This is a genomic window from Luedemannella helvata (assembly GCF_039528415.1).
Classification (GTDB): Bacteria; Actinomycetota; Actinomycetes; order Mycobacteriales; family Micromonosporaceae; genus Luedemannella; species Luedemannella helvata.
In genome coordinates, this window is record NZ_BAAALS010000005.1 from 226,176 (window position 1) to 239,322 (window position 13,147).

A 13,147-nucleotide genomic window follows, 5' to 3' on the forward strand; every position below is an offset into this window, starting at 1 on the left:
TACATGCGTACTCCCCGGCAGTTTCCCGTCGAGCTCGGCGCGGGCAGCGCCAGCCCCGAGTCGGTGCTGCCCATCGTCGTGACGGTCGACGACGCGGATTCCCCGCGCGACATCATCGACGCGTTGGCGCTCGCCCCGTTCGTGGCCGGCCACCAGCCGTACGCGAAGACGGTCGACCTCACCAACGTGCGCGAGGACGCGATCCTGCTGCCGCCCGGCGTCACCGTGCTGCGGGAGGCCGCGTCCGAGGACGAGCGGGCCTTCCTCGCCGCCGGCGAGGGCTGGACGATGCGGGTGGTGAGATGGACCCGGGCCAAGAACGCCCAGGTCGCGGTCACGGCCGTCACCGCGGAACTCCGCGACGACATCCTGCGCCAGACCACGGACGGCACCACGGAGCCGCCGCCGCAGGACGACGCGGTCTCGATGGGCTTCTGGTACACGACCGCGCACGGCCCGCAGCGCAACCCACGGGCGATCGCCACCCCGGCGTGGAACGAGATCCGGGGCAACTACGCCAGCTCGGCCGGCAACCGGCTGGACCGGCTGTTCGAACTGGACCGCGACGACGTGCACGGTCGGCTCGTGCTCCTGCACGGCCCGCCGGGCACGGGCAAGACCACCGTCCTGCGGGCGCTCGCGCACGCCTGGCGTGACTGGTGCCAGTTCGACTGCGTCCTCGACCCGGAGGCGCTGTTCAACAGCCCGGCGTACCTGATGCAGGTGGCGCTCGACCGCACGGGCGACTGCAAGTGCCCGGACCGCAAGCACGAGAAGTGGCGGCTGCTGCTCCTCGAGGACTGTGACGAGCTGATCCGCGGCGAGGCGAAGGCAGCCACCGGGCAGGCCCTGTCCCGGCTGCTCAACCTCACCGACGGCCTGCTCGGGCAGGGGCGCAAGGTGCTCGTCGCGATCACCACGAACGAGGACCTGGCGCGTCTGCACCCCGCGGTCGTGCGGCCGGGCCGGTGCCTGGCCCGCATCGAGGTGCCGGCGCTGCCGTTCGGCGAGGCGCAGGACTGGCTGGGCACCTCGGTCGGCATCCCGGTCGGCGGCGCGACCCTCGCGGAGCTGTACGCGCTGCGCGACGGGTACGCGCCGATCGAGCGGGAGGCGCTGCCGAGCGGGCAGTACCTGTAACGAGCCAGCGTGTGATCACACGCGAGATCGGCCGTCGGTGAGCCGCTGAAGCTGCGGCTCACCGACGGCCGATCGAGCGACAGCTCCCGCACCAGGCAAGATCCGTTATCCTCGCCCGATGCGCCCCCGGCAACTGATCGACTATCTCGGCATGGCCTTGATCTGGGGATTCTCGTTCCTGTTGCTGCTGCGGGTCGTGCAGGCGTTCGGCTGGGTCGGCGCGATCGCCTTCCGCGCGCTGATCGCCAGCGGCGCGCTGCTGGCGATGGCCCTGGCCACCCGACGCCGGCTGGTGTTCGGCCGCTGGCGGCCCTTGGCGCTCGTGGGCGCCACCACGGTCGCCGGCCAGCTCATCGGCCTGTCGGTCGCCACACCCCTGATCGGTACGGCGATGACCGCCATCGTCGTCGGCACGATCCCCCTCTTCTCCATGGTGATCGGCCAGCTGTGGGGCCTCGAACGCGTCTCCGGCCCGGCGAGATCCGGGCTGCTGCTCGGGTTCGCGGGCATCGTCCTGCTCGTCGGTTTTCCGGCCGTACCGGTCTCGGGCACGTTCCTCGGCGGCTGCGCCGTGGCCCTGTTCGGGGCGGCGTGCGCGGCGCTGGGCAGCAACGTCGCCAGCCGTTACCTCGCTTCCATCGGTAGCTGGGAACAGACGATCGGCGCGTTCTTCTTCGGCGGCGCGCTGATGTTGCCCATGCTGATCATGGTGCCGGTGCCCGGCACCCCGGCGCCGGTCGACTACGCCTACCTCGCGGCGCTGGCGCTGCTGTGCAGCTCCCTGGCGTACGTGCTGTACTTCCGGCTGGTCGCGGAGGCCGGCGCGACCATCGCGATCAGCGTCGAGTTCGTCGTCACCGTGATCGCGGTGCTCGTCGGCGCGCTGCTGCTCGGCGAGCACCTGTCGGTCATTCAACTCGTCGGCGGCGCGGTCATCGTCGCCGGCTGCGCGCTGGTGCTCGGTCTCGTGCCCGGGCGGCGGCTCAGCGGACCGTGAGCCCGCCTCAGGCGAACAGCGCCGAGCCGTACTTCAGGACCACCGCGAGGACGAGGACGAGCAGCCAGATGGTCACGAGCATCGCGTCCACGTCGGCCTCGACGCCCCGCCGGAGGGTCGCCGCGAGCCGGCCGGGCAGCAACAGGTTGCCGTCGCGGATGTTCACGTGGGTCAGGGTGGCGAACACCAGGGTCGTGGAGACCGTGACGAGCAGGCACCAGGGGCACAGCGCGCCGATGGTGAACATCGCCTCGTAGAACAGCCAGTACGCGAAGATCAGGCCGAGGGTGTAGACGACCTGGGCGGCGAACATGAACCAGCGCGGGAACCGCACGCCGCCGAGGCTGGCGACCGCGATCGTGATGACGACCGGTTCCGCGATCAGGCCCAGGAAGGCGTTGGGGAAGCCGAACAGGTGCGCCTGCCACGACGCGCCCACCGTCCCGCAGCTGATCACCGCGTTGATGTTGCAGGACAGGCTGGTCGCCGGGTCCTTGGCGAGCGCGATCGCGTCCACCGACAGCACGAACGAGGCGGTGAGGCTCAGGCACGCCGAGAACAGCATCGTGCCGAAGATCCAGGCGTTGGAGTGCCGGATCCGGCGCAGGCGCGCGATCACCCCGTGGCCTTGGCGGCGACGATGGCCTGGGTCAGCGGCCCGGCCGTGTAGAGGTCGCCCTTGAACACCGTCCCGTTGATCTTCACGGTGGGGGTGCCGGTCACGTCGCCGCTGAGCACCTTCTCGGTCGACACCGCGATCCACGAGCGGAAGCGGTTCTCGTGGAAGGCGGCCACGACCTCGCCGGGCACCCCGGCGTCGCGGGCCAGCGTGGCGATCTGATCGTCCGTGAGTCCGGTCGTGCCCTCCTCGGGCTGGTGCTCGTACAGGGCCTGGTTGACGGCGAGCACCTTGTCGGGGGCCCGGTCCGCCACGGTCGCGACCGCGTTGGCCGCCCGGGTGGAGTACTCGCTGCCCTGCGACATGCGGTCCAGGAACGCCAGCGGGTACAGCTCAAGCCGCACGGTACCGTCCGCCACCAGCCGGTTCAGCTCCCCGGCGTTCGCCCGTTCGAACCTGCCGCAGTACGGGCACATGTAGTCGAGGTAGATCTCCACGCGCACGGGGGCGCCCGCCTGGCCGACCGTGAGGGCGCCGCCCGTCGTGGCCCCGGCGGGCGCGACGACGGCCGCGGTCGGCGTTGTCGCCGTGGACTTCTCGTCGCCTCCGCTGGCCGCCTTGACGACGGCGACCACGATGGCGAGGACGAGGCCGACGATCACCACTCCGCCGACGGTGGACATGATCCGCTTGCGCTTGGCGGCGCGCCGCTGCTCGGCCTCCCGCGCCGCTCGAATCTCCCTGGCCCGGGTCCGCGCCTGGACACCCATCGTCACGTCTCCTCGTCGTCGGCGTCGAGCCAAGTCTCGGCGTGACGGCCGTGGATGCGTCAGGGACAAGGTCCCGGGCGGCGACGACCGAAGGTCCCGATCTGCCCGCCGGACACCCGCCCCCGCCGGCGCGCTGCCGCTCGTATCCTGGCGCGATGGAGCTGGAGTTCAGCGGTGAGATCTGGTTCTGGCGCGGTCCCGCGCCGTGGCACTTCGTCACCGTGCCGGAGGACCAGTGCCACGAGTTGGAGGCGGCGTCGTCGATGGTGAGCTACGGCTGGGGCATGATCCCGGTGACCGCCCGCATCGGCTCGACCGCGTGGACGACCTCGCTATGGCCCAAGGACGGGCGCTATATCGTGCCGATCCGCACCAACGTGCGTAAAGCCGAAAACCTGGACGTGGGCGACTCCGTAAGGGTCTCGCTGACCGTCGGGGGCCTGAGCTAGCGTGGCGCCATGAGCGACAGCGACTACCCCTGGGAACCCCCGATGGCGGGCACGGAGGTCGAGCACCTGCTGGGCGCGCTCGACCGCCTGCGGACCACGTTCCGGTTCAAGGCCGACGATCTCGACGCCGCTGGGCTGAACACGACCGTCGGCGCCTCGTCGCTCACCCTCGGCGGCCTGCTCAAGCACCTTGCCGTCGTGGAGGATCACCAGTTCGGCACCAGGCTGAGCGGGGTGCCGCTCGACACGAGCGAATGGGACAGCGAGGACTATCCGTTCAGCTCGGCCGCCAGGGACACCCCGGATGAGCTCTACGCGCGCTACGACGAGGCCGTGGCCCGCGCCCGCGCCCGCGTCGCGGCGGCCCTCGCGGGCGGCGGCGTCGACCAGCCGGTCCCCATGGCCGCGCCGGACGGCCAGCACGCCAACCTACGCCGCCTGATCTGCGACATGCTGGAGGAGTACGGCCGCCACACCGGGCACGCCGACCTGATCCGCGAGGCCGTGGACGGCCGCACCGGCGAGGACCCGCCGGCCGGCTGGCGCCCCCGGAAGGGCCACTTCACGTTCGCCTGACGGCCCGACAGACGGGATTGCCGGCTCACGCCGGCCGCGACGACGGCCAGAGCGACGGCAGGGCCGGGCAGCGCTCGCTGGTGGCGCACGTCACCAGGTCGTCACAACCGGCGTCCAGCGCGGCACGCAGGCTGTCCGCGATGAGCCGTAGGTCGGCGATCCGGGCTTCGATCTCGGTCAGCTTCCCGGCGGCCCGGCGTTGCAGGCTGGTGTCGCGGCGGCGGCCGTGGCCATGGATGCCCAGGTCGACAAGTTCGGCGACCTCGTCCAGCGTGAACCCGAGCCGTTGCGCGGCCTTGATCACCCGCAGCGTGGTCAGCGCGCCGGCCGGATACAGCCGGTGCCCGCCCGGGCTGCGCCGCGGCTCGGCGAGGAGCCCGCGCCGCTCGTAGTAGCGCAGCGTCTGCGGGTTCACCCCGGCGGCCCGCGCCAGCTCGCCGGACCTCATACGCGGGCCGCCCATGCGTCCAGCACGTCGATCCGCGCGGCGGGAACCTCGATGTCCAGGCGCACCAGGCCCGGCTCCGGCGCGGTGACCGTGAAGTCGAAGAACGAGCAGCATTCCGTCTCCCTGGCGGCCAGGTCGCGGACGGACTCCGCCAGGTCCGGGCCGCCGGCGAGGGTCACGCGAAGGTGCCGCGCGCCGAGCCGTTCGCCACCCCGGACCGCTCTGGTGAACAGCTCGTCGAACTCCGCCAGCCGCAGCGGTCGCTCGGCCGTCGGCAGCGTGCAGGCGTCCGGCACCCAGGCCGGTTGCGGAAGGTTCTGGTCAGCCATGACCCAACGGTAAGCCGGTACCCGGGTACCGGATGCAACCCCACGGGCGCGGGCCGATGGTCTCGGCCCGCGCCCGTCGCGGGTCTAGCTCCAGGCCGGCACGGCCGTGAAGGAGCTGTCGGACTGGAACGTCGCGTTCGTCTCGTACGGGTCGATGCGCAGTTCGTAGTTGTAGTGGCGCAGGTAGCGGCCCGGGAAGTTGTAGGACTCCAGCCGCACCGCGCCACCGGTGGCGCCCGGCCGGGCGCAGAAGGTGGCGTCCCGGTTGAACGTGGCCGTCCCGTCGCTGGCGTCGGACCGGATGCGGTAGCCGTAGTGGCGCAGGTAGGCCCCGGTCGTCGTACGGAACGAGTAGCAGTTCCCGTCAGCCAGGCCGGCCACGATGGTCAGCGTCGCGGCCTGCTTGACGGCCGTGGTGCTCGACGACGTGACCGGGTCGACGTAGCCGAGACCGCCGCGCACGCTCACGTACCGGCCGGGGAAGTTCACCGACTGCAGGGAGCGGGTGACGTCGCGCGGCAGGGTGACGCCGCCGGGGACGACCTCCTTGAGCACGGTCAGGTGCCGCACGAAGCCCGACAGGCCGGGCAGTGCCCGCGGCGCGCTCCACGTGGCGAAGGTGTCGTAGCTGTCGCTGTAGTAGTACGTCCCCTCGCCGTAGCCGTCGTAGTAGATCCGCCAGCCGCCGTTGTCGAGCTGCACCAGCGCGGGGCCCTCCCGGCCGCCGCCCCAGCCGGCCCAGTTGCCCGTGCGCGAGATCGTGTAGGGGCCGGTGAGACTGCTCGCCGTCGCGTACTCGATGTATTTGGTGGTCTCGTTCTTGATGAACGCGTGATACGTCGAGCCGATCTTCACGATGAACGTGTCGATGTAGTTGGGGCTGATGCCCTGCAGCACCGTCGGGCTGCTCCACGCGGTCAGCGCGCTGTTCGTGGCCGTCAGCTTGTACGGCTTGAAGATGTACTCCCCGCCGGCCGTGAACGAGAGGGAGACGATGATGTTGACGCTGCCGTTGGAGTCGACGAACCACTCGGGCGCCCACGTGCGGGCCATCCCGCTCAGCGGGATCGTGTAGTCGTAGAGGAAGGTCCAGTTGAGCCGGTCGGTGCTGCGGGCGAAGCCGATCTGGGTGCTCGGCGCCGACCACGTCCGCGTCGTGTACGTCAGGTAGTAGTACCCGTCGGTGTGCCTGAAGACGCTGGGGTCCCGGATCGCGCCGGTGGGCGGCGTGTACGCCGGACCCTTGCGCAGCGTGAAGCCGGCGGCGTCGGGCGAGTCGTAGACGTACAGGTTGGACTCGCTGCTGTTGGTGAACGCCGTCATGGTGTAGCGGGTGGCGGACCCGGCGGGCGGGTGCGCGGCCTGGGCCGCGGGCGCCGTGACCGCGACGATCGCCGCGCCGAGGGCGAACGCGAGCCAGGTGCGCGGGCGCCTGAGCGAGGGCCTTGCGGGCAGGGCCATGTCTGCCTCCTGTGTGGTGGACGCGATGGTGCGACCCCGTGGTCCATGGGCATCGGCGGGCTTATTGACACCGGTTCCGTTAACGTTAACATCGAGGTTATCGAATGGAAACATTCCCTCGGATGTCACCAACCAGTCGGGCGGTATCGATGCGCATGAAAGCCCTGGCCGCGTTCACCGCGCTGGCCGTCGTCGCCTCCGTCGCGGTCCTGGCCGGGCCCGCGCAGGCCTCGCCCCCGGCCACCTTCACCAACCCGCTCATCGCCCAACGGGCGGATCCGCACATCTTCAGGCACACCGACGGTTACTACTACTACACGGCGACCGTCCCCGCGTACGACCGGATCATCCTGCGCCGGTCGACCACGCTGCAGGGCCTGGCCACGGCGAGCGAGCAGACCATCTGGACCAAACACAGCAGCGGCGAGATGGGCGCGCACATCTGGGCGCCGGAGATCCACTACATCAACGGCACGTGGTACATCTACTTCGCCGCCGGCGCCACCAACGACGTGTGGAAGATCCGGATGTACGTGCTGGAGAACTCCAGCGCGAACCCGCTGACCGGCACGTGGGTCGAGAAGGGCCGCATCTGGACCCACTACGACACCTTCTCGCTGGACGCGACGACCTTCGAGCACAACGGCACGCGGTACCTCGCGTGGGCACAGTCCGAACCGAGCCTGGCCAACAACTCCAACATCTACATCGCCGCGATGGCCAACCCGTGGACGATCACCGGCACGCCCGTACGCATCGCCACGCCGACGCTGTCCTGGGAGACCATCGGCTACCGGGTGAACGAGGGCCCGGCCGTCATCAAGCGCAACAACCGGATCTTCATGACCTTCTCGGCGAGCGCCACGGACGCCAACTACTGCCTCGGCCTGCTCACCGCGTCCGCGTCCGCCAACCTGCTGTCGGCGTCGTCGTGGACCAAGACGCAGACCCCGGTGTTCCGGAGCAACGCCAACACCAGCCAGTACGGCCCGGGGCACAACTCGTTCACGGTCTCCGAGGACGGGCAGAGCGACATCCTCGTCTACCACGACCGCAGCTACCAGAACATCAGCGGCGACCCGCTCAACGACCCCAACCGCCGCACCCGCCTGCAGAAGCTGTACTGGAACGCCGACGGCACGCCGAACTTCGGCATCCCGGTGCCCGACGGCGTCACGCCCATCCGGCTGCGGTCGCACAACTTCCCCGACCGCTACATCCGGCACTGGGAGTACCGGGCGAAGCTGGAGCCCAACGTCACCAACCTGGCCGACTCCCAATTCCGGATCGTCCCTGGCCTGTCCGGCTCGGGCACGGTGTCGCTGGAGTCGACCAACTTCCCCGGCTACTACCTGCGCCAGCGCGCCAACGGCGAGGTGTGGGTCGACAAGTCCGACAACAGCACGACGTTCCGCAACAACGCGTCGTTCTACCAGCGCGCCGGCCTGGCGAACGCGTCCGGCGTCTCGTTCGAGTCGTACACCACGCCCGGCGGCTACCTGCGTCACTACAACTACCTGATGGTGGTGCAGTCGGGCAGCGGTTCGGTCTTCACCGCGGACGCGACGTACTACACGGAGTAGTCCGCCCCAGACGGCGGCCGGCCGGCGCGACCACGACCTCCGCCGGCCGGCCGCGCGCAAATTGGCTGGACAAGCCGCACGCACGACGCGAGGGTGGTCGGCATGCCAGAACAGCGGGTCTGGGACGAGGCCACCGCGAAGCGCTACGACACGCCGGGTGAGGGCATGTTCGCCCCCGAGGTGCTCGATCCCGCCGTGGCGCGCCTCGCCGAGCTGGCCGGCGGCGGCGCGGCGCTCGAGTTCGCGATCGGCACCGGTCGCGTCGCCATCCCGCTGGCCGGACGCGGCGTGCCGGTCACCGGCATCGAGCTGTGGCAGCCCATGATCGACCAGTTGCGCACGAAGAACACCGCGATCACGGTCCTCCAGGGCGACATGGCGACCACGCGCGCCCCCGGCGAGTACACCGTGGTCTATCTCGTCTACAACACGATCTCGAACCTGCTGACGCAGGCCGAGCAGGTCGAATGCTTCCGCAACGCGGCCCGCCACCTGCGGTCGGGCGGACGGTTCGTCATCGAGCTGTGGGTGCCCGAGCTGCGCAAGCTGCCGCCCGGCCAGCAGGCCACCGTCTGGAGCGTGTCGCCGGGCTACGTCGGGCTCGACACGTACGACGTGCTCAACCAGCACGTCGTGTCGCACCACTTCCGGTTCGACGACACCGAGCAGGCGCAGCTGTTCCGCAGCCCACACCGCTACATCTGGCCCGCCGAGCTGGACCTCATGGCCCAGCTGGCGGGCTTCGAGCTGGAGTCGCGCCACGCCGACTGGTCCGGCGCGGAGTTCACCGCGGACTCCCGCTCGCACGTGTCGGTCTACCGCCTGCCCTAGACCTCAATATCGGTGGGGGTGCCCGGAGGCAGCCAGCGGACCGTGTCGCCCAGCACCTGCCGGGCGCGCTCGGGCGGCTCCCGGAAGTGCTTCCAGCCCTCGTAGTGCACCGGGATCACCGTGCGCGGCCGCAGCAGCCCGATCAGGTCCACGGCCTCGCGCGCCGTCATCGTGTAGCGCAGCGGCCCGGTGATCGGGAACTGGACGCCGCCCAGGTGCAGCAGCGCGGTGCCGACGTCGAACCGGTCGGCCACCTCCTTCACCCCGCCGTAGAGGACCGTGTCGCCGGAGATCCACAGCGCCCCGTGCCGCTGCCCGTCCCAGCGCAGGGCGAAGCCGATCGCGTCGCCGACGATCGGGTGGCTCAACGGCGGGCCGTGCCGGCACGGGGTCGCGGTGACCTCGATGGTGGGGTGGCCCGGCTTCGTCAGCGTCGTCGATCCCCAGGTGGCTAGGCCCTGCGCGTTGCCACCCAACCGCCGCGCCCCGGCTGTCGTGGTGAGCACCGTGCCCACGCCGGGCAGCAGCGCCCGGCCCGCCTCGTCGAGGTTGTCGCCGTGGTGATCGTGTGTCAGCAGGACGGCGTCGACCGGACCGAGCGCGTCCGAGGCCACCGCCGGTCCGGCGAGCTTCACGGACGACGTGCCCCACCCGAACCCGTAGGTACGGCCGGGGGCGTCGAACGTCGGGTCGGTGAGCAGCCGCCACCCCTCGATCTCCAGGAGTACGGTCGGCCCGCCGATGTGGATGATCCTCACGAGCGCGCGTGCTTGAGCGCCCACTCGAGGGCGTAGTCGGCGATCTCCTCCCAGCCCGCCTGGGCCGGCAGCAGGTGGGCGTAGCCCTCGTACTCCTTGACCTCGGTGACGGTGTTGGACGTGTAGTGCTTGGCGTTCGACTTCTGCACGGCCGGCGGCATGATGTGGTCCTCGCTGCCGGAGATGAACAGCAGCGGGGCCCGGTCGTCGTTGTCGTAGTTGACCCAGGTGTCCTGGTGTCCGGGCTGGAAGTTGGCCAGCACGCCGCCCCACACGATGTTTCCGCTGGCCGGGATGTGGTAGCGCGCGTAGAGGGCGCGACCCTCCTCCTCGGTGAACGTGTTCGTGAAGGCGTACTGCCACTCCTCGAACGACAGGCCGACGGCCTTGTGCCGGTTGGCGGGGCTCTTGAACACCGGCAGCGTCGACTTCAGCTGTGACAGCGGCACGACGCGGACGCCCTCGGTGGGCGCCGAGTTGAGCGCCACGCCGGCCGCGCCGAACCCGTGGTCGAGCAGGATCTGGGTGAACGCTCCGCCGGCGGAGTGACCCATGATGATCGGCGGCGCCGGCAGCTCCTTGATGACCGCTTCGAACTTCTCGATGATCTTCGGAACGGTGAGGTCGACGATCGGGGTCGGGTCGGCGTTGAGGGCCTCGACCTCCACCTCGAAGCCCGGGTATCCGGGCGCGAGGACCCGGAAGCCCTTCGCCTCGTAGTGGGTGATCCAGTTTTCCCAGCTGCGCGGGGTCACCCAGAAGCCGTGAACGAGGACGATCGTGTCGGGTACGGGCATGGCGTCTCCTTGCGGCGCGGAACCTGTTGGCAACAGGTACGTGGTACTAGTGGGGTTAACACGCTAGGAGCTGCGCATTTGCATGGTTCGACTGAGCGTGCACCGCTGTCGGCCCACGATGCACACTTGGGCCGGATCGATCGGAGGGGCGTCATGGCGTTCGTCCTCGACACGGCCGACCTTCCGGCCACCGACCGCGTCGACGCGGTCTACACCGCCATGATGTACGCGTCCGCGCCCTGTTACGTCGTCCACGAGGAACCGCAGCGCGGCGTGCGTACCCGCATCTGTGTGTGGGATCTGGGCGCCGCCAACATCTTCACCACGGCGTCCACGGGCATCCGGCTACTGCGCACGCCGCGGCTGGCCCGCCGGGGCGACGCCCCCGTGCTCGCGCTGTCCGTGCAGCAGGCGGCCGACGGCCGGCACGAACAGCTCGGCCGGCAACAGATCGTCGCGCCGGGCGAGCTCATGGCGGTCGACCTGTCCGCCCCGTACGACTTCTCATGGTCCGGCGACGGCGCCGCCGGCTGCGTCCAGTTCCCGCTCGACCAGCTGGGGCTGCCGGTCGACCTCGTCCGTCGAGCGGCCGCCAACCTAAGGGCCAGCCCGCTCTACGACCTCGTGACCAACCACGTCGCGCATCTGACGCGCGACGCCGACCGGATCAGCACCGATCTGGCCGCGCCCGCCCTGGGCACCGCGACCATCGAACTGGCGCGCGCGCTGCTCGTGTCCGCCGCGCACACATCCCGGCACACGCGGTCGGTGCTCGCCGAGACCCTGCTCGTCCAGGCCCGGGCGTACGCGCGACAGCATCTGGCCGACCCGGGCCTGCGGCCGTCGACGATCGCGGCCGCACTCAACGTCTCGGTCCGCTACCTGTACAAGGTCTGCGCGCAGGCGGACCTCAGCCTCGAACAGTGGATCATCAGCGAGCGGCTGGCGGGTGCGCGGGAGGAACTGGCCCGACCCGACAGCCGCACCCGTTCCATCGCGGTCGTCGCCCGCCGGTGGGGCTTCATCGATCCCACGCACTTCGCCCGCCGGTTCCGGGCCGCGTACGGCATCACGCCGAGCGAATGGCGGCGCGTCAACGGCCGGTGACGCAGCGGGCTTTCCGGCCCCATTCCTGTCAGGGGATCGGCTTAGTGTTTCCCTCGACACCAACCACGGCGGGAGGCCCTGTGACCACGCTGCCCGATCGACCGAACACCGCGTTGCTGGTCATCGACGTGCAGAACGGCGTCGTCGCCAGCGCACACGAGCGCGACAAGGTCATCGCGAACATCGCCACGCTCGTCGACAGGGCCCGCGCGGAACAGGTGCCCGTCGTCTGGGTGCAGCACAACGACGATGACCTGCCCCGCGACACCGAACTGTGGCAGCTCGTGCCGGAGCTGGTCCGCCGCGGCCCCGAGCCGCTCGTCCACAAGAGCTACGGCGACTCGTTCGAGGGCACCGACCTCGAGGCGCGCCTGGCCGAGCTCGGCGTGGGCCGACTGATCGTGGCCGGCGCGCAGACCGACCAGTGCATCCGTTCCACCATCCACGGCGCCTTCGCGCGCGGTTACGACGTGACCCTCGTCGGCGACGCGCACACGACGGAGGACCTCAGCGCGTACGGCGCGCCGGGACCCGACGCGGTGATCGCGCACACGAACCTCTACTGGCGCTACCAGAGCGCCCCCGGCCGCCAGGCCGGCACAGTCGACACCGCGGAGGTCAGCCTCACGGCCTGATCACCAGTATTTGCCGCAGGCCGGCTCCAGCTTCTTCGTCGCGTTTTCCAGGGTGCTGGTGTCCGCCACCTGAACGATCAGTTCCCGGTACACGGGCTTGGGCTTGCGGATCTGGGCTGATTGCGATCGGGCGGCGTCACCGAGGGCTCGAAGATTCTGCTGGAGCGTGCGATCGGTGGTCTTGCCGATCGCGGTGACGGTGGCGTCGTGCAGGCTGAGCAGGCGGTTGGAGGCCTCGATCTGACCATCCAGCACCTCCTCGTCGCTGCTGGAGCCGGAGGCGAGGACGGTCAGGGTGAGCAGGCCACTGACGGCCCGCTCAAGCGGCGCCTTGACGGTGGTGCAGGCCGCCTTCACCCCGGTGCTGGCGGGTCGGGTGGACGTTTTCGTCGTGGTGGTGGCCGTCGTGCGGGTGGCCCGCGTGGTGGCCGTCGGCGATGGCTTGCGGGTCGGCGTCGGGCCGACCGTCGGCGACGCCGTCGGCTCGGGAGCCCCGGTGTGGGTGGGCGCGTCGGCCGGCGTGGTCGCGTCCGCGGCGACCGGCGTCACCGGTACGGTCGGCTTGTCGCCGCAGGCCGCGACGGCGAGGAGCATCGCGAGCGTGACGACAATGGAGGCGCCGAGTCTGCGGGCCATGAGGTCGGGTC

General features: G+C 70.5%; 16 protein-coding genes. 8 read left to right on the top strand and 8 right to left on the bottom strand.

Annotated features, from left to right (window positions below):
- Positions 1-3: 3 nt before the first annotated feature.
- Together ABD191_RS07450 and ABD191_RS07455 are read left to right on the top strand one after the other, a co-directional pair.
- On the top strand, positions 4-1,140 hold the full coding sequence (locus tag ABD191_RS07450; protein ID WP_344078293.1) for a DUF5925 domain-containing protein: 1,137 nt from the start codon (positions 4-6) through the stop codon (positions 1,138-1,140).
- A 118-nt stretch (positions 1,141-1,258) separates the two neighbouring features.
- Entirely contained in the window at positions 1,259-2,137 is an 879-nt protein-coding gene (locus ABD191_RS07455) for a DMT family transporter (RefSeq protein ID WP_344078295.1), read from the top strand.
- Between the two features lie 7 nt (positions 2,138-2,144).
- On the opposite strand, the gene ABD191_RS07460 is transcribed toward ABD191_RS07455, so the two are convergent.
- Positions 2,145-2,756 carry a vitamin K epoxide reductase family protein gene (locus ABD191_RS07460; protein ID WP_344078297.1) on the bottom strand — a complete coding sequence of 204 codons (612 nt, stop codon included), beginning with the start codon at positions 2,754-2,756 and terminating at the stop codon, positions 2,145-2,147.
- The gene (locus ABD191_RS07465) at positions 2,753-3,526 is read right to left on the bottom strand and encodes a DsbA family protein (RefSeq protein WP_344078413.1); all 774 of its coding nucleotides are present in this window, start codon (positions 3,524-3,526) and stop codon (positions 2,753-2,755) included. Before ABD191_RS07465 ends, ABD191_RS07460 begins: the two co-directional genes overlap by 4 nt.
- A gap of 155 nt (positions 3,527-3,681) precedes the next feature.
- On the opposite strand from ABD191_RS07465, the gene ABD191_RS07470 reads away from it, so the two are divergent.
- Together ABD191_RS07470 and ABD191_RS07475 are read left to right on the top strand one after the other, a co-directional pair.
- Positions 3,682-3,975 (top strand): DUF1905 domain-containing protein, encoded by a 294-nt coding sequence (locus ABD191_RS07470; RefSeq protein WP_344078299.1) that lies wholly within the window; start codon positions 3,682-3,684, stop codon positions 3,973-3,975.
- Positions 3,976-3,984: 9 nt separating this feature from the next.
- Entirely contained in the window at positions 3,985-4,551 is a 567-nt protein-coding gene (locus ABD191_RS07475; protein ID WP_344078301.1) for a mycothiol transferase, read from the top strand.
- A gap of 25 nt (positions 4,552-4,576) precedes the next feature.
- Here ABD191_RS07475 and ABD191_RS07480 read toward each other — a convergent pair whose 3' ends face one another.
- From ABD191_RS07480 to ABD191_RS07490, 3 genes are all read right to left on the bottom strand, one after another.
- A complete protein-coding gene (locus ABD191_RS07480; protein ID WP_344078303.1) occupies positions 4,577-5,014 on the bottom strand; it encodes a MerR family transcriptional regulator in 438 nt (145 codons plus the stop codon).
- Positions 4,996-5,328 (bottom strand): hypothetical protein, encoded by a 333-nt coding sequence (locus ABD191_RS07485; RefSeq protein ID WP_344078305.1) that lies wholly within the window; start codon positions 5,326-5,328, stop codon positions 4,996-4,998. Before ABD191_RS07485 ends, ABD191_RS07480 begins: the two co-directional genes overlap by 19 nt.
- 84 nt (positions 5,329-5,412) lie before the next feature.
- Positions 5,413-6,789, bottom strand: coding sequence for a glycoside hydrolase family 43 protein (locus ABD191_RS07490; protein ID WP_344078307.1), 1,377 nt, complete (start codon positions 6,787-6,789; stop codon positions 5,413-5,415).
- A 149-nt stretch (positions 6,790-6,938) separates the two neighbouring features.
- On the opposite strand from ABD191_RS07490, the gene ABD191_RS07495 reads away from it, so the two are divergent.
- A complete protein-coding gene (locus tag ABD191_RS07495; protein ID WP_344078309.1) occupies positions 6,939-8,372 on the top strand; it encodes a family 43 glycosylhydrolase in 1,434 nt (477 codons plus the stop codon).
- A 102-nt stretch (positions 8,373-8,474) separates the two neighbouring features.
- Entirely contained in the window at positions 8,475-9,203 is a 729-nt protein-coding gene (locus ABD191_RS07500; RefSeq protein ID WP_344078311.1) for a class I SAM-dependent DNA methyltransferase, read from the top strand.
- Here the strand turns inward: ABD191_RS07500 and ABD191_RS07505 are convergent.
- Both ABD191_RS07505 and ABD191_RS07510 read right to left on the bottom strand, forming a co-directional pair.
- Positions 9,200-9,961: an MBL fold metallo-hydrolase gene (locus ABD191_RS07505; RefSeq protein ID WP_344078313.1), complete on the bottom strand. Its 762-nt coding sequence runs from the start codon at positions 9,959-9,961 to the stop codon at positions 9,200-9,202. The two genes, ABD191_RS07500 and ABD191_RS07505, sit on opposite strands and share 4 nt — an antisense overlap.
- Positions 9,958-10,758, bottom strand: a complete 801-nt coding sequence (locus tag ABD191_RS07510) for an alpha/beta hydrolase (protein ID WP_344078315.1) — start codon at positions 10,756-10,758, stop codon at positions 9,958-9,960. The genes ABD191_RS07505 and ABD191_RS07510 overlap by 4 nt, the downstream gene beginning before the upstream one ends.
- A 153-nt stretch (positions 10,759-10,911) precedes the next feature.
- Here ABD191_RS07510 and ABD191_RS07515 point away from each other — a divergent pair, with 153 nt between their 5' ends.
- Positions 10,912-11,865 carry a helix-turn-helix domain-containing protein gene (locus tag ABD191_RS07515; RefSeq protein WP_344078317.1) on the top strand — a complete coding sequence of 318 codons (954 nt, stop codon included), beginning with the start codon at positions 10,912-10,914 and terminating at the stop codon, positions 11,863-11,865.
- 80 nt (positions 11,866-11,945) lie between these two features.
- Positions 11,946-12,500 carry a cysteine hydrolase family protein gene (locus tag ABD191_RS07520; protein ID WP_344078319.1) on the top strand — a complete coding sequence of 185 codons (555 nt, stop codon included), beginning with the start codon at positions 11,946-11,948 and terminating at the stop codon, positions 12,498-12,500.
- Here the strand turns inward: ABD191_RS07520 and ABD191_RS07525 are convergent, their stop codons facing one another.
- Positions 12,501-13,136, bottom strand: coding sequence for a hypothetical protein (locus tag ABD191_RS07525; RefSeq protein ID WP_344078321.1), 636 nt, complete (start codon positions 13,134-13,136; stop codon positions 12,501-12,503).
- Positions 13,137-13,147: the final 11 nt, after the last annotated feature.